This is a genomic window from Parazoarcus communis, assembly GCF_003111645.1.
Classification (GTDB): domain Bacteria; phylum Pseudomonadota; class Gammaproteobacteria; order Burkholderiales; family Rhodocyclaceae; genus Parazoarcus; species Parazoarcus communis_A.
Window position 1 is genome coordinate 385728 of the sequence record NZ_CP022187.1, and the last position, 17908, is coordinate 403635.

16 protein-coding genes and 2 tRNA genes are annotated in these 17908 nt (G+C 63.7%); 5 read left to right on the forward strand and 13 right to left on the reverse strand.

The features are described 5' to 3' along the window. Position 1: 1 nt before the first annotated feature. Together CEW83_RS01870 and CEW83_RS01875 are read right to left on the reverse strand one after the other, a co-directional pair. A complete protein-coding gene (locus tag CEW83_RS01870) occupies positions 2 to 1282 on the reverse strand; it encodes a TRAP transporter large permease (RefSeq protein ID WP_108947834.1) in 1281 nt (426 codons plus the stop codon). A 12-nt stretch (positions 1283 to 1294) separates the two neighbouring features. Further along, a complete protein-coding gene (locus CEW83_RS01875; RefSeq protein ID WP_108947835.1) occupies positions 1295 to 1864 on the reverse strand; it encodes a TRAP transporter small permease in 570 nt (189 codons plus the stop codon). Between the two features lie 338 nt (positions 1865 to 2202). Between CEW83_RS01875 and dctP the strand changes: the two genes are divergently transcribed. Next, the gene (gene dctP / locus CEW83_RS01880; RefSeq protein WP_108947836.1) at positions 2203 to 3240 is read left to right on the forward strand and encodes a TRAP transporter substrate-binding protein DctP; all 1038 of its coding nucleotides are present in this window, start codon (positions 2203 to 2205) and stop codon (positions 3238 to 3240) included. 207 nt (positions 3241 to 3447) lie between these two features. Here dctP and CEW83_RS01885 read toward each other — a convergent pair. The 3 genes from CEW83_RS01885 to CEW83_RS01895 all read right to left on the reverse strand — a co-directional run bounded on the left by CEW83_RS01885 (position 3448) and on the right by CEW83_RS01895 (position 5368). Further along, positions 3448 to 3524, reverse strand: a tRNA-Met gene (locus CEW83_RS01885). An 84-nt stretch (positions 3525 to 3608) separates the two neighbouring features. After that, positions 3609 to 3685: transfer RNA gene (locus CEW83_RS01890), tRNA-Met, on the reverse strand. Between the two features lie 72 nt (positions 3686 to 3757). Next, positions 3758 to 5368: a L,D-transpeptidase family protein gene (locus CEW83_RS01895; protein WP_108947837.1), complete on the reverse strand. Its 1611-nt coding sequence runs from the start codon at positions 5366 to 5368 to the stop codon at positions 3758 to 3760. Positions 5369 to 5519: 151 nt separating this feature from the next. On the opposite strand from CEW83_RS01895, the gene CEW83_RS01900 reads away from it, so the two are divergent. After that, positions 5520 to 6242, forward strand: coding sequence for a murein L,D-transpeptidase catalytic domain family protein (locus CEW83_RS01900; protein ID WP_108947838.1), 723 nt, complete (start codon positions 5520 to 5522; stop codon positions 6240 to 6242). A 240-nt stretch (positions 6243 to 6482) separates the two neighbouring features. Beyond that, positions 6483 to 8000 (forward strand): PHB depolymerase family esterase, encoded by a 1518-nt coding sequence (locus CEW83_RS01905; protein ID WP_159099359.1) that lies wholly within the window; start codon positions 6483 to 6485, stop codon positions 7998 to 8000. Positions 8001 to 8073: 73 nt separating this feature from the next. On the opposite strand, the gene aceB is transcribed toward CEW83_RS01905, so the two are convergent. Both aceB and CEW83_RS01915 read right to left on the reverse strand, forming a co-directional pair. Further along, entirely contained in the window at positions 8074 to 9672 is a 1599-nt protein-coding gene (gene aceB, locus CEW83_RS01910) for a malate synthase A (RefSeq protein ID WP_108947840.1), read from the reverse strand. Positions 9673 to 9714: 42 nt separating this feature from the next. Continuing rightward, the gene (locus CEW83_RS01915) at positions 9715 to 10488 is read right to left on the reverse strand and encodes a sulfite exporter TauE/SafE family protein (protein WP_108947841.1); all 774 of its coding nucleotides are present in this window, start codon (positions 10486 to 10488) and stop codon (positions 9715 to 9717) included. Positions 10489 to 10674: 186 nt separating this feature from the next. Between CEW83_RS01915 and CEW83_RS01920 the strand changes: the two genes are divergently transcribed. Next, positions 10675 to 11601, forward strand: coding sequence for a LysR family transcriptional regulator (locus CEW83_RS01920; protein ID WP_108947842.1), 927 nt, complete (start codon positions 10675 to 10677; stop codon positions 11599 to 11601). Between the two features lie 38 nt (positions 11602 to 11639). On the opposite strand, the gene CEW83_RS01925 is transcribed toward CEW83_RS01920, so the two are convergent. The 4 genes from CEW83_RS01925 to hyi form a co-directional block, all read right to left on the reverse strand. Then, positions 11640 to 12035, reverse strand: a complete 396-nt coding sequence (locus CEW83_RS01925) for a GlcG/HbpS family heme-binding protein (protein ID WP_108947843.1) — start codon at positions 12033 to 12035, stop codon at positions 11640 to 11642. A 34-nt stretch (positions 12036 to 12069) separates the two neighbouring features. Then, entirely contained in the window at positions 12070 to 13332 is a 1263-nt protein-coding gene (locus CEW83_RS01930; RefSeq protein ID WP_108947844.1) for a glycerate kinase type-2 family protein, read from the reverse strand. Positions 13333 to 13354: 22 nt separating this feature from the next. Continuing rightward, a complete protein-coding gene (locus tag CEW83_RS01935) occupies positions 13355 to 13777 on the reverse strand; it encodes a DUF3830 family protein (RefSeq protein WP_108947845.1) in 423 nt (140 codons plus the stop codon). Positions 13778 to 13882: 105 nt separating this feature from the next. Next, positions 13883 to 14662 carry a hydroxypyruvate isomerase gene (gene hyi, locus CEW83_RS01940; protein WP_108947846.1) on the reverse strand — a complete coding sequence of 260 codons (780 nt, stop codon included), beginning with the start codon at positions 14660 to 14662 and terminating at the stop codon, positions 13883 to 13885. A 362-nt stretch (positions 14663 to 15024) separates the two neighbouring features. On the opposite strand from hyi, the gene CEW83_RS01945 reads away from it, so the two are divergent. Further along, positions 15025 to 15918, forward strand: a complete 894-nt coding sequence (locus CEW83_RS01945; RefSeq protein WP_108947847.1) for a DMT family transporter — start codon at positions 15025 to 15027, stop codon at positions 15916 to 15918. Between the two features lie 60 nt (positions 15919 to 15978). Here CEW83_RS01945 and CEW83_RS01950 read toward each other — a convergent pair whose 3' ends face one another. Together CEW83_RS01950 and alc are read right to left on the reverse strand one after the other, a co-directional pair. Continuing rightward, a complete protein-coding gene (locus CEW83_RS01950) occupies positions 15979 to 16503 on the reverse strand; it encodes an ureidoglycolate lyase (protein WP_108951129.1) in 525 nt (174 codons plus the stop codon). Further along, entirely contained in the window at positions 16500 to 17564 is a 1065-nt protein-coding gene (gene alc, locus CEW83_RS01955) for an allantoicase (protein ID WP_108947848.1), read from the reverse strand. The genes CEW83_RS01950 and alc overlap by 4 nt, the downstream gene beginning before the upstream one ends. Positions 17565 to 17908: the final 344 nt, after the last annotated feature.

Consider the following 17908-nt stretch of genomic DNA (forward strand, 5'->3'; position numbering starts at 1 on the left):
GTCAGCGGTAGGCGAGTGTGGGCAGGGTCAGGGCGATCTCGGGGATGAAGATCAGCAGCAACGATGCGAACAGCAGGATGGCGATGAAGGGCGGTGTGCCGCGGATCACTTCCAGGTAGGGTTTGCGGAAGATTGCGCAGGCGGTGAAGATGTCGCAGCCGAAGGGTGGTGTGCACGAGCCGATGGCCATCTGCATGGTGACGATGGTGCCGACGAGCACCGGGTCGATACCGGCCGACTGCACCAGCGGCATGAAGATCGGCGTCATGATCAGGGTGACGACGATCGGGTCGACAAACATGCAGCCGATGAAGAATGCAATCGAGATTGCGAACAGGATGGTGTAGGGCCCGGCCTCGGCGAGTCCCAGCGCGCCGATCAGTTGTTGCGGAATCTGGGCGAAGGAAATGATCCACGAGAAGGCGGCGCCGGTGCCCACGAGGACGAACACGATGCCGGTAATCAGTCCCGTCGAGTAGGCGATGCTGGGGATGTCGGAGAGCTTCACCGCGCGGTAGATGAATACCTCCAGCACGAAGGCGTAGAGCACCGCGATGGCGGCGACTTCGGTCGGGCTGAAGAAACCGCCGTACAGCCCGCCCACGATCAGCACCGGGAAGAACGTCGCGAGCGCGGCCTTGCGCACCGCAAGCAGGCGTTCGCCCCAGCTCGCGCGCGGCAGCAGCGGAATGTTCTTCCTCCACGCGTACCAGACCGAGAACATGGTGAACAGCACGAGAATCAGCAGCCCGGGGCCAATACCGGCGAGGAAGAGCTCGGCGATCGATACCTTGCCGACGATCCCGAATACGATCATGCCGATGCTGGGCGGGATCAGGAAGGCGATGTCCGAGGCGTTGATGATCAGCGCAGTCGTGAACTTGTCGTCGTAGCCGGCCTTCAGCATGCGCGGGCGCAGCGGGCCGCCGATGGCGACCACGGTTGCCTGCGTGGACCCCGAGATCGCGCCGAACAGCGTGCACGCGACTGCTGCCGTTACCGCCAGGCCGCCGCGGATGTGACCGAAGAAGGTCATTGCGAGATCGAGCAGTCTGTTCGCGGTACGTCCTCGGGTGACGATGTCTGCAGCGAGGATGAACATCGGTACCGTGATCAGCGCCACCGGGCTGATGCCGCTGATCATCTGCTGCACCATGATGTCGGTCTTGAGACTCGGGAAGTACACGAAGAAGGCCACGAAGGTCGCGGTCAACATCGGCACCATCATCGGGAAGCCCGTCAGCATCATGAAAACCATGATGAGCAGGATTGTGAGCGCCATGATGTCGTCTCCTCAGATCGTCGGCATGTCGATTTCGTCATGCTCACGGATGCCCGGCGCGACATGGACGCTGCCGGGGGTGCGCATGTTGACGAGGGCGGTGAGCCAGAATTGCAGCGTCGCGATGGCCAGACCCAACGGAATCCAAAGCAAGGTGATCCACATCGGGAACTGCAGCGCGGGGGTGACGCGGCCCATGGCCTGGGTGCGCAGGATGTAGGTTGTCGCGTACCAGGCGAGCAGCGCGAGCACAACAGCCGTAAACGCCTGGATCGCGGCGAGCGCCCAGCGGCGGTATTCGACCGGAAGCATGTCGGTGAATGCCGACATCCGGATGTGGCGCCCCTGACGAGCCGCCGCACTGGTGCCGACGAAGGTAATCAGCACAATCAGGAACTGATTGAGCTCCTCGGAGAAGAACAAACTGCTGTTGAAGCCGACGCGCGCCACGACATTGCCCAAAGTGTTGACCGCCATCAGAATGATGGCCCAGGCAAGAAGCTGCTTTTCCAGTACGGCCAGTCCATGGTCGATGCGGCGTAATATTTGCAGGATCAAGCCCTGCTTGGGCGCTTCGTCCATCGGTATCTCCTCCATCTGCAGGAGTCATCCTGCGCAGGCGTTGCGTGCATGAATGTGGTCCCGGCCATGATTAGCCTAGTTCGATCGTCGCGTGAGTTGGTCTTTTTCGACGGGACCAGTCTATGGTGGCGCGCATGGCCGGTCGAATGCACTAGAACAATCTTGACATCGCACTATTAATGTGCACATGCACCATCGTGGGATTCCATTTTGGTGCATTCGAAAAATGTTCTAGTGCAATTGTCGAGGGACATCTTCGGCGTAGGCTCGGATCCGTGTCGAGTTGCCGCAGGGGCGGCGCCAGGCCCATTAAACCATTCAGGACGGAGAACGAAACAATGGCCATTACGAAGACCCTCAAGCAATTGCTTGCCGGTGCGGCGATCAGTCTTGCAGCCGTCGGTGTCGCAAGCGCCGAAGATTGGAAGTTCGCGGTCGAAGAGGGGCCGGGCGATGTGCAGACCCTCTACGCCGAGCAGTTCAAGAAGCTGATCGAGAAGCGCACGGACGGCAAGGTCAAGGTCACGATCTACACCTACGGCCAGCTCGGTAACGAGAATGACCTGACTGAGCTTACCGCCGCCGGCGCAGTGCAGTTTTCAAACGCCTCGCCGGGCCATCTCGGCACTTTCGTGCCCGAGGTCCAGGTGCTGAGCCTCCCCTTCCTTTTGCCCGAGGCGGACGCGCCCAAGGCGGCCGTGCTGTCGAACAGCAAGGCGCTGTACGGCTCGCTGGCGAAGGACTTCGCAGCCAAGGGGCTGAAGCTGTTCACGATCTACCCCGAAGGCGAGATGATCTGGACAACCAAGAAGGAGGTCCGCAAACCGGCTGATCTTGGCGACGTGAAGTTCCGCGTGATGACGTCGCCTATCCTCATCGAGCAGTTCAAACTGTACGGCGCGAACCCGGTGGCCTTGCCATGGGGCGAGATCTACGGTGGTTTGCAGATGAACGTTATCCAGGCGCAGGTCAATCCGGCCTTCTTCATCGAGAGCGCGAAGTTCCACGAGGTTACGGACCATCTGATCTACGTGGGCGATGTCGAATACACGACCACGGTGGTGGCCAATGCGGATTTCTACGCCGGGCTGTCACCCGAGCGCAAGAAGATGCTTGCTGAGGTTCGGGACGAGTTGCAGCAGTACATCCTGAAGACTGAGCGGGAGAAGAACGCCGCTGCGGTCGACAAGATGCGCAAGGACAATCCGAAGTTGAAGATCGTCAGACTGACCGACGCCGAGCGCGATGTCTTCCGCAAGCGGGCCGAGCCGCTGGGACAGAAGCTCGTCGACATGGTGGGTGGGCGTACCGACGTCATCCTGAAGGAACTCAAGGCTGATATCGATGCAGCGGTAAAGACGATGGCTACCAACTGATCGAGCCTCTGCGCCACGCGCGCGGATGAGATGAAAACGGAGCGGGCCTGGAAGGGCCTGCTCCGTTTTTTCAGGCAGGGGGCGCTGGACTGTTGCGTCGTGAAGGCAGGTCTTGCTGGTGCGAACGGGGCTTGATCCGGGCGAGATCGGTGAGCTGAAAACAAAAAAGCCAACCACCGTGAAGTGATTGGCTTTGATGCTGAAGCTTGGTTGCGGGGGCAGGATTTGAACCTGCGACCTTCGGGTTATGAGCCCGACGAGCTGCCAGACTGCTCCACCCCGCGTCGGAGATCGTGCACTGCTTGCGCAGCTTGAAGCTGAATCAAAAAGGCCAGTCAGGAAACGGCGACTGGCCTTTTCGTGAATCTTGGTTGCGGGGGCAGGATTTGAACCTGCGACCTTCGGGTTATGAGCCCGACGAGCTGCCAGACTGCTCCACCCCGCGTCGGAGAAGCAGCACTATAAACAACGCGGGGCTGAAAATCAAGGTAAACCTGAAAAAACCGTTTCGAAGGGATTACTTCGAGACCGTATCGAGGGCTGCCATCAGCTCGGCATCGCGGCTGTAGATGTCGGGGCGGTAGGTGATGCGACCTTCGGCGTCCGGGGCGGCGGTGAGGTAGGCGATGATGATCGGGACGGAGCCCGCGAGGCTCAGATTGCCGGTCTTTCCGCTGGCCAGCACCGACTCGAAACGCGCCACATGGGCGTCGCCGCCGTTGCCCTCGATCAGCAGCCTGGCCAGGTCGAGTGCGTCCTCAACCCGCACACAGCCAGAGCTGAATGCGCGCGTGCTGCGCTTGAACTGGCGCTGGTTGGGGGTGTCGTGCAGGTAGATCGCGTAGGGGTTGGAGAAGCGGATCGCGACCTTGCCCAAGGCTGCGCCATCGCCGGCATCCTGGCGCAGGGTCAGGCCGGACGTGTTGCTCCAGTCGACGGTGGCGGGGTCGACCTCGTCGCCGTCGCGGTCGAGAACACGGATATTGCGGCTGGCCAGGTACGCCGGGTCGGTGCTGGCCTTGGGGATGATGTCCTTCCTGAGGATGGTCGGCGGTACGGTCCAGGTCGGGTTGATGGTGAAGTGGGTGATGCGCGAGAACAGTTCCGGTGTTTCCCGCGCCGCTGTTCCGACCTGGGTTCTGGCCGACCACAGGGGGGCGCCGTCGCGGAAGTAGGTGAGGCGATAGCCCGCTATATCCACCAGCACGTATTCGCCCTGCTGGCGGGCAGCGAGCCAGCGCGAACGCTCGAGATTGATGCGGAGCATGGCCTGACGTTCCGCGAGGCTGCGGTTCAGTGCGCCGAGCGTGATCGGGCCGACCGCACCATCCGCCTCCAGACCCTGGTCGCGCTGAAATGCCCGCACGGCCTCGACCAGCGTGTCGTCCATCTGCGGGCTGAAGCTGTCCTGTGCGTCGAGATAGGCACTGGCAATGAGTCTTGCCCGCAGTTCGATGACGCGGGCGCTGCTCACGCCGGACTTGAGCGTCGGGCCGGGTGACACCTGAGGCAGGCCGGCCCCGGCCTGCTCCCGACGGGCTTCAGCCATGGCCTTGCGCAGCGCGGTATAGAGCTCCGTCTTTGGGCGAAACCGGTTGAACAGGGCCGCAAGGTCGGCGTCACCGGGCTTGCCGAGCTGGGCCGCCGGGGAGGGCAGATTCGGTGCAGGCAGCGAGGAGGTGTGCCAGTAGTGGCCTGCGCGGGCCGGGTCGAGCACGCCGCGCTGCAGATGATTCAGGGCTGCGGTACACGCTTCGCTGATCCGGATGTCGTCCTGCGCGCGCTGCACGGCAGTGCCTGACGCCGCAAGCGGTTTGCGCAGGAGCTCAGCCAGGTAGTGATCTGGGTTCAGGCCGTCATCCGCGAGGGCCTCGATCTCGGCGAGCAACTGCTGGCGCTTTGCAGGCGCTTGCCACAATGGTGCGAAGTCTCGTGCGGCATACGCGCGGGCAAGTTCTGCGCGCACCTTGCTGTCATGGGCGCGGCCCTCGATCACGGGCTGCAACTGCGCGCGCAGTTCGGCGCTGACCGCGTTGTCGTTCGCCGCTGCGACGCCGGGTAGCAGGGCGGCAATAAACAGCGGGAATAACAGGACTGCCCGGATTGGGGAGTTAATACGATTTTTCATCTGCGTTTTCTGCAACTGCCTGATAAGATGCGGTCTGTTTGTGCAAAATAAAGCGTTTTGCCGGGCTTCAGGGACGATATTGACATACAAGAAGAGCAGGGCGCTTGCTTATACCGCCTTAGTTCTAGTCAAGCCGGACGGATTTCACACAATGAACGTTTTGCTTCGAAAGGCAGCCCTCGTGCTGGGCCTGCCTCTGTTTGTGCTGTCTTCAAATGCGTCGGCGGGCTCGTCGGACGCACTTCTCGAGGCGCAGCTTTCCGCTGCTGCGCCAAATCTTGCACCCAAGGTGCTCAAACTTGCCTTGTCCGCCATGCAGTGCGCGACGGCGTCAGGGGTTGAATCGTCGAGTCGTCTGGCGGTAATCGACTACTCGCTGTCTGCCAACGTGCCGCGCATGTGGGTGTTCGATCTCGACAAGCGGCAGGTGCTGCACGAGGAACTGGTCGCACACGGTCGCAACTCCGGTGATGAGCTCGCCACCAGCTTCTCCAATCGCGTCGGCAGCAACCAGAGCAGTATCGGCCTGTTTCGCACTGGCGAAACCTACGACGGTCGCAACGGCTACTCCCTGCGCATGCAGGGACTCGAGCCCGGTGTGAACGACAACGCTTACGAGCGTGCGATCGTGATCCACGGGGCCTCGTATGTCGATCCGAACTTCATCGAGGAAAACGGCCGCCTTGGTCGCAGCCAGGGCTGTCCTGCCGTGGCGGACGGCGTTGCCCGCAGGGTGATAGACCATCTGAAGGAAGGGCAGTTCGTTTTCTCCTACTACCCTGACCGCAAGTGGCTGGCCTCATCGCGCTACCTGCGTTGCAACGAGTCTGCCGTGGCGGCCGCCCGCGCGACGATGCAGGATCTGGGTAGCTGAGCGCGGGCTTGACTCCGCTCGATCATGAAACGGCGCCGCGTGCGCCGTTTTTTTCTGGCGACGGCTTCGCGCGCCGGATGTGCTGGCTGTCGCCTTGGCGCTGCGCGCAGGCGGGCCGATATCCATCGCCGCATTCCTTGCCGTTTGCATGATCGCCGTCTATGTTCCCGGTAACCAATGCCTTGCACAGAGGGGACAGGAATGGCGGTTGAGAGAAGGTGGCGGCTACGGACAGGGATCGTGGCGATGCTGGCGGCAAGTTCGCTGGTGGTGCTGGCGCCCGCCATGGCAGAGGATCTGCCCGCATACGTGCTCGACTTGCCGCAAACGACGGTGTCCGGCATTTCTTCGGGCGCCTTCATGGCGGTGCAGTTCGGTACCGCGCATGCGGCCACCATCAGCGGGGTTGCTGCCACAGCGGGCGGTCCGTACTTTTGCGCCGGACGCGATTCATGGGCAGGCAGCGGGGTGGGCAAGGTGATGGCGCGTTGCATGCAGGGCGACCCGTCCTACCCGGCGCAGCCGATTACCGATATCAACCTGAGTGACATGCATGCCGCTGCCCGCGCATGGTCTGCCCGTGGCCTGAACGACGACGTGAGCAATCTGCAGCGTCAGCGGGTGTGGATCTTTCACGGTTACAACGACGGCATCGTCAAGCGTCCTGTCAGCGATGCCTTGCACACCTGGTACGCAGGTCTTGTTCCAGAAACCCAGATCTTCTACAAGAACGAACTGCGTGCGGCGCATGCGCAGGTCTCGGCGAGCTGTGCGGACGTCAGTGGCGCGGCGTGCAATCCGTGTGCGACGACGGGCGGGATATTCATCAACAGCTGCCCCGACGGCGATGCCGGGGCGCCCACTTACGACGCCGCAGGCGCTGCGCTGCAGCTGTTCTACGGGCCACTGGCACGCAGCGCATCTGCCAGTCTCAAGGGGCAGGTACGCGAGTTCGACCAGCGCCCCTTCATCCAGCGTGGTGGCCAGCCGCTGAACCCGATCCGGGCGTCGATGGCGGACACGGGCTATCTGTATGTGCCGGCCGAATGCGCTGCTGGTGAAGCCTGCCGCTTGCATGTGGCTTTCCACGGTTGCGAGCAGCAGGCCGGACTGATCGGGAAAGACTTTGTGACCCGCGCTGGCTTCAACGAATGGGCCGATGCCAACCGTATCGTCGTGCTCTATCCGCAGACCGCCGCCACCAGCGCGGTACCGATTACGCCCTTCAATCCGAAGGGGTGCTGGGACTGGTGGGGTTACACCGATTTCGGCTACGACATGCCCGGCCACTATGCGACCCGCGACGGGGTGCAGATTTCCGCGATCTGGCGCATGGTGGAAAAGCTCGCCAGCGGTGGCGCAGGACGCGTTGCGCCCGTCGCGACGCAGATGCCCGACTTGAGGGTGGTCGACCGTTCTGCGGATCAGGTTGCGCTGGCATGGACGCCGGTTGCCGGTGCTGCCGGCTACCGGATCTATCGTGGGGAAGGCGCGGACGCGGGCGTCGGCAGCGTCATGCATGCGGTGACGGCGGTGACGCTCGATGGACCGTCCTGGGTGGATCGCGGGCTGCAGCCGCAGACCACGTATCGTTATCTCGTGCGTGCGGTCGATGCCAGCGGCACCGAGGGGCTGTCTTCCGCGCAGCTCATGGTCAGCACCGGCGCGACGCCACCTGCCTGCGATCCGTATTTTTCGCTGGCGAAGGATCGTGTGGTGGGGCGCAACAACAGGCCGACGAGTGCGGTTTGCCCGTGATCAACTGAGACGGCCCCGCGATATTTCGCGGGGCCGTCCTCACTTCAAGGCACTCACTTGAGGGCTGAGCCGATCAGTCCATTGCCTCGTACAGCGGCAGGGTCAGGAACTCGGGGAAGTCGGGCGTGAGGCTCATCTTCTCGAAGATGCCTGCGGCCTGATCGTAGGTCGCGGTCTGTTCGCCCTGCGCCGACACCGTGGCCTTCACCTTGGCCAGCTCTTCCGGAATCATGCTGCGGATCAGCTCGGCCGTCACTTCACGGCCATCGTCCATGCGTCCCTTGGGCGACACCACCCACTGCCAGATCTGCGAGCGTGCGATCTCGGCGGTAGCCGCGTCCTCCATCAGGTTGTGGATGGGCACGCAGCCGTTGCCGGCCAGCCAGCTGCCGAGATAGTGGATGCCGACGTTGATGTTGTTGCGCACGCCAGCCTCGGTGATCGGCTGCTCGGGCTGGAAGTCGAGCCAGTCGCTGGGGCCGTAGTTGCCGCCGACCTGCTTGTCCCACTGGTTGGGGCGGTCGCCCAGCACCTTGGTGAAGGCTTCCATCGCGATCGGCACCAGGCCCGGATGTGCCACCCAGCCGCCGTCATAGCCGTCGTTGGCGTCGCGATTCTTGTCGTGACGGATGCCAGCCATGGCTTTTTCGTTGGCTTCCGGATCGCTCTTGATCGGGATCAGCGCGCTCATGCCGCCGATGGCCGGGGCGCCGCGCTTGTGGCAGGCCTGCACCAGGGCGAGCGCATAGCTGCGCATGAAGGGCACTTCCATGTTGATCGTGGCGCGGTTGGCGAGGCAGAAGTCGGTGTTCTTCTTGAACTTCTTGATGCACGAGAAGATGTAGTCCCAGCGCCCGGCGTTGAGGCCGGCGGAGTGTTCGCGCAGTTCGTACAGGATCTCTTCCATCTCGAAGGTGGCGAGAATGGTTTCGAGCAGCACGGTGGCCTTGATCGTGCCGCGCGGCAGGCCGATCTCGTCCTGCGCCATGCAGAAGATGTCGTTCCACAGACGGGCTTCGAGGTGGCTCTCGAGCTTGGGCAGGTAGAAGAAGGGGCCGAAGCCGCGCGACAGTTGCTCGCGGGCGTTGTGGAAGAAGAACAGGGCGAAGTCGAACAGGCCGCCGGACACGCGCTCGCCATCGACCAGCACATGCTTTTCGTCCAGATGCCAGCCGCGCGGGCGCACCTGCATGGTGGCGATCTTGTCGTTGAGGCGGTACTCCTTGCCGGCTTCATTGGTGTAGCTGATCTTGCGGCGCACCGCGTCGAACAGGTTGACCTGACCCTGGATCTGGTTGGACCAGTTGGGGCTGTTCGAGTCTTCGAAGTCGGTCATGTAGGAGTCAGCGCCCGAGTTGAAGGCGTTGATGATCATCTTGCGCTCGACCGGACCGGTGATCTCCACCCGGCGGCATTCCAGCGCCTTCGGCAGCGGGGCAACCTGCCAGTCGCCATCGCGGATGTGCTGCGTTTCGGGGAGGAAGTCGGGCATCTCGCCGGCGTCGATGCGGGCCTGGCGGTCGATACGTGCCTGCAGCAGTTCGCGGCGGCGGGGCTCGAAGGCACGATGCAGCTTGGCGACGAAGGCGAGGGCTTCGGGGGTGAGGATTTCGTCGAAACGGGCTTCGATCGGGGCGTTGATCTGCATGCCCTGGGGCAGGTTGAGGCTCATGTGGAATCCTTCAGTTAAGTGAGCAGAAATCGGTAAAGGGTTTCAGGCGGTTTTGCCGAAGTAGTAAATGGTCAGCACGGCGCCGATCAGGATGACGAAGCTGCGGATCAGGGCGGCAGGCAGTTGCCGAGCCACACGGGCGCCGAGGTATCCGCCCAGCGTGCCGGTGACCAGCATCACCACGGTGTGCGGCCAGGACACCGCGCCGGCGATGGTGAAGGTGGCGACGGCCACGCTGTAGATCACCGTGGAGAGCCAGTTCTTCAGCGCGTTGATCTCATGCATGTCTTCAAAGCCCTGGATTGCAAGCGCTGCAATCATCAGGATGCCCATGCCCGCACCGAAGAACCCGCCATAGATCGACACGGCCAGCTGGAACACAAAGCCGCCACGGCCGATGCGGTGTGTGTTGCCCGCAGTCGGCAGCGGGCGAAACCGTTTCAGTGCGCTGGAAATCTGCCGGCTGAAGGCGAACAGCAGGGTGGCGAGCAGCAGCAGCCACGGAATCAGCCGTGCGAAGGCTGCGTTGGAGGTGGCGAGCAGGAGCAGGCCACCGACGATTCCGCCGGCGAAGGCCACCACGGTCAGCATCGGCAGGCAGCGGGAGAAACGTGCCAGCTCCCGTCGAAAAGCCCACGCACTCGCGAGGCTGGCCGGCCACAGCGAAACCGAGTTGCTTGCATTCGCGACAACTGGCGGCACGCCGATGGCGAGCAGGGCCGGAAAGGAGAAGAAGGTCCCGCCACCGGCAACGGAGTTCACCGCGCCCGCAGCGAGTGCGGCGAAGGCAATGATTGCGATATCGGTGAGTTCCATTGCTGTCCTGTGAAACGGCTTGCTGCAGGGTGTGTGGTGCGCTGGCTGCTCCGGGGGAGGGGTGCCCCCGGGGCGCAGCGTCCTGGATCGGGTTTGTCTCCTCCCCGAATGAGCTGCAGTCTATGGAACTCTTATATAAAACTGAATAAGCGGTATGATCACTTTATCTTTTACTAAAAGTATCAAATGGACCAGCTCAAGCAGATTGAAAGCTTCGTAAGTGTCTCGAGTCGAGGCAGCCTTTCGGCTGCTGCGCGCGCCGAGGGTGTGACCCCCGCGGTGATCGGACGCCGGCTTGATGCGCTGGAGCAGCGTCTCGGCGTCAAGCTGCTGGTGCGCACCACGCGCAGCATCACGCTCACCTTCGAAGGCAGTGCCTTTCTCGAAGACTGCCAGCGCATCCTCAATGACCTCTCCAACGCCGAAGCCTCGGTCAGTCTGGGTGGGGTGAAGCCGAGCGGACATCTGCGCATCTCGGCGCCAGCGGGTTTCGGGCGTCGCCATGTGGCACCGCTGGTGCGCAACTATCTGCACGACAATCCGGACGTAAGCTGCACGCTGGACCTGACCGACCGCCTGGTCGACCTCGTCAATGAAGGCATCGACTGTGCGATCCGCATCGGTGAGCTGGCCGATTCCAGTCTGGTGTCGGTGCGGCTGGCAGAGAACCGCCGGGTGGTGGTCGCCAGCCCGGACTATCTGGTCCGGCACGGTGTTCCGGCTTCACCTGACGATCTGGACAATCACGTCTGCCTGTCGCTGGGGCAGCAGCGCGGGTGGCTGTTCTCCGACGGCAGCGGGAACACCACGATGATGAAGGTCGACGGTCGTCTGGACTGCAACGACGGCGCCGTGCTTCACGAGTGGGCGCTGGCGGGCGAGGGTCTTGCGTGGCGCTCGCTATGGGAAGTGGCGGCAGATCTGCGTGCTGGCAGGCTGGTGTCGGTGCTGGACGACTTTGCCGCGCCTGCCAATGGGGTGTACGCCGTGTTTCCGCACCGCCGTAATCTGGCGCTGCGGGTGCGGGCTTTTATCGATTATCTGAAGGCGTGCTACGGCAGCGCCGGCTACTGGCTGGGCGCAGGCACGGGGGACGTCACGATGACCTGGTAAGGTCAGGCCGGGCGCCAGACTCGGCGCGCAGCCTCCGCTCAGAGTGCTGCGACACCCGCGCGCGCGACGATCGCATCTTCGCCTGCCTTCACGCCGGACACGCCGACAGCGCCGATCACCGTGCCATCGACAATGATCGGCTCGCCGCCTTCGAGCGGCACGACTGGCAGTCGCAGTGCAGCGTAGCGCCCGTTATTCACCATGTCCTCATAAACCTTGCTGGGCTTGCCGGTAAGCACGCAGGTGCGGGCCTTGTCCGGTGCGATCGTCGTGCTCATCAGCGGGGCGCCGTCCATGCGTTGCAGCCACAGCGGGTGTCCGCCGGCATCGCAGATCGCGATGGTCACGGCCCAGCTTTTTGCGACGGCCTCGGCCTCGGCCGCAGCGGCAATGCGCTTTACGTCTTCAAGTGTGAGTTGTTGAATTGTTCTCATGGTCTCGTCCTCTGTTTGGGTGTTGTTGGGCGCGTCAGGTGATCAGGATGGCGCGGAAGTCATTCACGTTGGTGAGTGTGGGGCCGGTGACGAGTGCATCGCCAAGCGCCTCGAAGAAACCGTGGCCGTCGTTGTTGTCGAGGCTGTCGCGCGGACGGATGCCTTTCTCCCACGCCCGGGCGAGGGTGTCGGGGCCGATGAAGGCGCCGGCAACTTCTTCCTGCCCATCGACACCGTCGGTGTCGCCCGCCACTGCGTCGATACCGGGTGCCGCATCGAGCGCAATCGCCAGCGCCAGCAGAAACTCGACGTTGCGCCCGCCACGGCCGTTACCGCGCACGGTGACGGTGGTTTCGCCGCCGGAGAGCAGCACGCAGGGCGGCGGTACGGGCTGGCCGTGGGTGCGCACCTGCAGCGCGACTCCGGCCAGCACCTTGCCCACGTCCCGCGCTTCGCCTTCAAGACGGTCGCCGAGCAGCACAGGGGTGATGCCGGCCGCGCGTGCCACGTCAGCTGCCGCCTCGAGCGCCTGTTGCGGCGTCGCGATCAGGTGCGTACTGACACTGGCCAGGCGTTCATCCGCGGGTTTGATGGTCTCGCCCGCGCCGGTTTCGAGCAGGGCTCGCGCCGCATCCGGCAGTTCGATGCCATAGCGCCGCACGATTTCAAGCGCATCCGCGCAGCTGCTCGAGTCGGCCACGGTCGGGCCGGACGCGATGTCCATCGGGTTGTCGCCCGGCACATCCGAGATCAGCAGATTCACCACGCGTGCAGGGTGGCAGGCTGCCGCAAGTCTGCCGCCCTTGATGGCGGAGAGGTGGCGTCGCACGCAGTTCATCTCGGTGATGCTTGCGCCCGATCTGAGCAAGGCGCGACTGATGGCCTGCTTGTCCTCGAGCGTGACGCCTGCGCCGGGCAAGGGGAGCAGGGCCGAGCCGCCACCCGAGATCAGGCAGATCACCAGGTCGTCGGCACTCAGCCCATCCACCATGGCGAGCATGCGGCTGGCGGCCTCGCGACCGGCGGCATCCGGCACCGGATGCGCGGCTTCGACGATCTCGATGCGCTCGCAGGGCACGGCATAGCCGTAGCGGGTGACGACCAGCCCTTCGAGTGGACCCGTCCAGTGCTGCTCCAGTGTGCGTGCCATCGCCGCCGATGCCTTGCCGGCGCCGATGACGAGGGTGCGTCCCTTCGGGGGGGCGGGCAGGTGAGGCGGAATGCAGTGTTCGGGCTGGGCGGAATTGACGGCGGCGGCAAACATGGCCGCGAGCACTTCACGGGGCGTGGCGTTCATGCGGGCGGGTCCGGTCGCAGGCTCAGCGCTCGCCGAGATCGGTGAAGGTGATCTCCTGCGCGCCCTTCCACAGCACGGTACGGCCCATCTCCATGAGCAGTTCGTTGCCCTCGATGACGGTCAGGAAGTGGTTGCCGGCCAGCTGCCCCATCTTGCTGGCGAACTGGCTGCTGCCATAGGCGAACAGGATCTCGGTTTCGGAGAAGCCGCCGGGGTAGAACAGCACATCGCCGCGCGAAGGGTGGTTGGTGTGGTTCTCGAAGTCGAGTCCGGTGTCGAACTCGCCCATTGGTACCCAGACCGCCTCGCCGCTCCAGCGCGAATGGATGACCTTGCTGGTGAAAGGCAGCAGCTTGAGGAAGGCTGCGCTGGTGAGCGGCGCTGCGGCCTCTTCGAGGCGGGCGACAAAGTGAAAAGAACCGACATCAATGGCAATGTGACGCATGAAAATTCCCCGAGTGTTGGATTGGCGAGCCCGCTTTCGGTCGGCTCACCGTGAATCCGCGAGAATACGCGACTGAACGGATTCGCCCATCAGGGCTTGCCGCAGTCAGTCAGCAAGCGCCTTCATCCAGCCCAGCCCTTCGACCGTACCGGCAGCCGGTTTGTATTCGCAGCCGATCCAGCCCTGATAGCCAAGCTGGTCGATATGCCGGAACAGCCATGCGAAATTGATCTCTCCGCTGCCCGGTTCGTGCCGCCCCGGTGTGTCGGCAAGCTGCATGTGGGCGATCTTCGGGAGATGACGGGCGATCGTGTTGCCCAGTTCGCCCTCCATGCGCTGCGCGTGATAGATGTCGTACTGCAGGTACAGGTTGTCGGAACCGACCGTTTCGATGATGTCTATTGCCTGCGCGGTGCGGCAAAGATGAAAGCCGGGGATGTCCCAGGTATTCACCGGTTCGATCAGCAGGCGGATACCCGCCCGCTTCAGCGCCTCGGCGGCAAAGCGCAGGTTGTCGACGAAGGTCTGGTGCACCGTCTCGGCGGGCACGCCTGCCGGCGCAATGCCGGCGAGGCAGTTCAGCTGCTGGCAGCGGAGGGCCTGAGCGTATTCGATTGCGCGACCGACACCGTCCTGAAACTCGCCAACCCGCGCCGGATCGCAGGCAATGCCGCGCTCACCCGCGTCCCAGTCGCCTGCGGGCAGGTTGTGCAGCACCAGCGGAAGCCCGCTGCGATCCAGTCGCTCCGCGACCGTGTCCTTGTCGAAGGCATACGGAAACTGGAGTTCGATCCCTTCAAATCCCGCACTGGCAGCAGCCTGGAAGCGGTCGAGAAAATCGTGCTCGTTGAACAGCAGGGTGATGTTGGCGGTGAACCTGGGCATGGTCTCGTAATCTCGTTCAAGCACGTGCGGGGCTGACGTGCGTATTCCGGTTGTATCGACAGGCAGTTCGGGCATGTGCCGGCAGGGGTTTTCAGCACGTGACCGCAAGGAGCGATACGCAGCATAAGCGTTCGTACATTGTCAGGTCACTGCTTTGTGGGCAAGCTCGGCCTCATCGGCGGTTGAGCATGATGCGTCATCTGGCTCGGCGCTTCGCAGCCAAAGTGTCATGGGTGCTGCCGGCCTGTTTTCGATATGCTACAGGCGATGTTTCCTGCGCCGGCCGTGTGCCGGCGTTCCTTTTTCGGCGGACCCGGCCCGCATGCTGTATGCGGGTGTCTGCCGCTTTCGCGAGTAATGCAATGCTTTCGGTTCGTCCTGCCAGGCTGGCAGTCTTGGCGCTGCTGTTGATGTCGCTGATCTGGGGCTACAACTGGGTGGTGATGAAGCAGGTGATCAGCTACGTCGATCCCTTCGACTTTTCCGCCATTCGCACGCTGCTTGCCGCGGCGGTGCTGTTCATCGTGGTGGTGATTGCGCGCCGGCCGCTGCGTCCGGTGGCGCCGCGCCAGCTGCTCCTGCTCGGCCTGTTGCAGACGGCGACGTTTACGGCGCTGATTCAGTGGGCGCTGGTCAGTGGCGGCGCGGGCAAGACCGCCATCCTCGTCTACACCATGCCGTTCTGGCTGATGCCGCTGGCGTGGTGGCTGCTTGGCGAGCGCGTGCGCGGCGTGCAGTGGATTGCGACTGCGGTGGCGGCCTTCGGGCTGTTGCTCATCCTCGACCCGTGGTCGATGACCGGCAGCGTGATGGGCAATGTGCTGGCGGTGGGCGGCGGTCTGACCTGGGCGCTGTCGACGGTAGTGGCAAAGCGCATGCGGCGCGACCATGACTTCGACCTGCTGTCGATGACCGCGTGGCAGATGCTGTTCGGCGCGCTTGCGCTGTGCGTGGTGGCCTTGCTGGTGCCGTCGCGGCCGATCGACCCGACACCGTATTTCTTCGGCGCGCTGTTCTTCAACGCGGTGTTCGCAACAGGCCTCGCATGGCTGCTGTGGCTGTACGTGCTGCAGAAGCTGCCTGCCGGCGTAGCCGGTCTGTCAGCGCTTGGCATCCCGCTGATCGGCGCGCTTGCGGGCTGGATCGAACTGGGCGAGCGGCCGAGCACGAACGAGTTTTCCGGCATGGCGCTGATCGTGGTGGCGCTGGCGCTGACCAGCCTGTGGCCCTTGCTGCAGGCCAGGCGAAAGGCTTGATGTCCGAGTGAGTGCATTCCGCCACGCGCCCGGAGCGTGTCCGGCGCGCGGCGATGCTGCCTAGCTTGACGCGACCGCGCTGTCGATCAGACCGACGGTGTCGAGCGTGATCTCGTCGCAGTTTTGGCCCGGTCCGGCGCGGTCGACCACGAGGAAGTCGCACACCCCACCCAGCGCGAGCAGCGGGTGGTGCCAGACGCCGGTGGCGTAGTTCACGCCCTGGTCGCCACGGGCCAGGAACACCTGCAGCTGCGCAGCCGTCGGCGCCTCGCCCGCAGGCGCCACCACCACCAGGTAGGGCTTGCCCGACATCGGGATGAAGGCCTGGCTCGCCAGCGGGTGGCGCTCCATCATCTCGACGCGGAAGGGCAGGGCGCGTGGCTGGCCGCGGAAAATGGACACGATCACCCGGCCGTCTGCGCCGGGTTCGATGTTCGCCAGATCGTGGTAACGCTCAGTGTTACCGGCGTTGATGGTGAAGTGCTTTACCGCATCGCTGGCTTCGATGACCTCGCCGAAAGGCGCGAAGGCCTCGCGGCTCAGCGGCTCGACCCGAAGCGGCTGCACTGCAAGGGCAGTGGTCATGAACCAGTCCGCGCCGAGCTCGCGGCGACCTTGCCCCACAGACGCAGACGCGACACGCCACCGTCGGGAAAGATGTTGAAGCGCACGTGGCTCACCGTGCCGAGCTTCGCCAGCTCCTCGACATAGGTGTGGATCGAATCCGCCGCCAGCTTCTGCTCGGGCAGCAGGGTGTGCCAGAACATGCTCTCGGTGGTGATCGAGCGATCGGTGCCGCCACTGACGAATGCAGCCTGTACCGAGCAGCGGTCGGGGAAGTTGCCCTTGAAGAAGGCGGTGTCGACCTCGATCTTCTCGATCGTGCCGGGCGCGCCCAACTCAAGCACGCACCAGTCGTTGCCGGGCTCACGGCGGCGGCGGGTCTCCCAGCCGTCGCCCATGTTCTTGCCGGGGCCGGGCAGCATCAGCGCCGCAGCCGACGAACCAAAGCTCGCGTCGTTCCACGACACTGCACGACCGCCGTTCTCCATCGCCACCAGATCGACCAGCGCATCCGGTGCGGCATTCTCCAGTCCGCCCACGGGACGCCCATACACACGCAGACGGGCAATGCCGCCATCGGGAAAGATGTTGACGCGCAGATGCGTCCACGCGGAGTCGTTCGCGCATTCCAGCAGATGGTGTGCGCTCGGGCCGAGCGGCGTCGCCGGCAGGATCTCAGTCCAGCTTGCCGCCTTGAGCACCTCGACCTCGTCGGACTCGGACACGCAGGCCTCGATCGAGACCGCCGGCGGATAGTTGCCGGTGAAGTGGCTGGTATCGACGTCGAAGCCGCGGATCACGCCCTTCACGCCGAGCCTGACCAGCGCCCAGTCGTAGCCTGCGACGCGCTTGCGGCGCGACTCCCAGCCATCCATCCACTTGCCGTTGGTGTCGAACTTGCCGGGCACGAACTGCGCCGGCTCCGGATTGAGCATGCGGGCGACTTCGGCAAAGAAGTCGTCGGACGCGAACAGCGCCTTCGCACCCAGACGGGTGCTGGCGAGATCGACCGAGCGCAGTGCCCATTCGGGCAGATCGGCGGGCTGGGCAAAGACGGGGGCGCCGGGGGTGTGACTGGCCATCGATGAAATCTCCTCTGTTGGGGTCCGCGGACCGCCTGTGTGTCTGATCGGGTCGTCCCCGGCCGCAGCTTCCCGACGCTGCCCGTCATGGTCAGCGGTTCGGCGCGCAGTGTGTGAGTCGGTTCTGCTTGGAAGCGGGGGCAGGGGATTGCTGCTGCATTGTATTTTCAGATTGTAAAAATCGTATACAAAAAATATTTGATACCAGCGGGTGGTTCGCATGAGCAGCCCGCTGCACCCGCAAAAAGCCTTTTCCTGTCTGCGCCTCAATATTGTTTCTCCATCTTGCGGCGGTCGCGAAAGATGCTCCGGATTGGTGCCGACGCACTATAACTGGGCGTTCT

Bases quoted from the DNA above. Each gene is read 5' to 3' on its own strand.
- CEW83_RS01870 (WP_108947834.1), bottom strand. From the start codon at position 1,282: ATGGCGCTCACAATCCTGCTCATCATGGTTTTCATGATGCTGACGGGC.
- CEW83_RS01875 (WP_108947835.1), bottom strand. From the start codon at position 1,864: ATGGACGAAGCGCCCAAGCAGGGCTTGATCCTGCAAATATTACGCCGC.
- dctP (WP_108947836.1), top strand. From the start codon at position 2,203: ATGGCCATTACGAAGACCCTCAAGCAATTGCTTGCCGGTGCGGCGATC.
- CEW83_RS01895 (WP_108947837.1), bottom strand. From the start codon at position 5,368: ATGAAAAATCGTATTAACTCCCCAATCCGGGCAGTCCTGTTATTCCCG.
- CEW83_RS01900 (WP_108947838.1), top strand. From the start codon at position 5,520: ATGAACGTTTTGCTTCGAAAGGCAGCCCTCGTGCTGGGCCTGCCTCTG.
- aceB (WP_108947840.1), bottom strand. From the start codon at position 9,672: ATGAGCCTCAACCTGCCCCAGGGCATGCAGATCAACGCCCCGATCGAA.
- CEW83_RS01915 (WP_108947841.1), bottom strand. From the start codon at position 10,488: ATGGAACTCACCGATATCGCAATCATTGCCTTCGCCGCACTCGCTGCG.
- CEW83_RS01920 (WP_108947842.1), top strand. From the start codon at position 10,675: ATGGACCAGCTCAAGCAGATTGAAAGCTTCGTAAGTGTCTCGAGTCGA.
- CEW83_RS01925 (WP_108947843.1), bottom strand. From the start codon at position 12,035: ATGAGAACAATTCAACAACTCACACTTGAAGACGTAAAGCGCATTGCC.
- CEW83_RS01930 (WP_108947844.1), bottom strand. From the start codon at position 13,332: ATGAACGCCACGCCCCGTGAAGTGCTCGCGGCCATGTTTGCCGCCGCC.
- CEW83_RS01935 (WP_108947845.1), bottom strand. From the start codon at position 13,777: ATGCGTCACATTGCCATTGATGTCGGTTCTTTTCACTTTGTCGCCCGC.
- hyi (WP_108947846.1), bottom strand. From the start codon at position 14,662: ATGCCCAGGTTCACCGCCAACATCACCCTGCTGTTCAACGAGCACGAT.
- CEW83_RS01945 (WP_108947847.1), top strand. From the start codon at position 15,025: ATGCTTTCGGTTCGTCCTGCCAGGCTGGCAGTCTTGGCGCTGCTGTTG.
- CEW83_RS01950 (WP_108951129.1), bottom strand. From the start codon at position 16,503: ATGACCACTGCCCTTGCAGTGCAGCCGCTTCGGGTCGAGCCGCTGAGC.
- alc (WP_108947848.1), bottom strand. From the start codon at position 17,564: ATGGCCAGTCACACCCCCGGCGCCCCCGTCTTTGCCCAGCCCGCCGAT.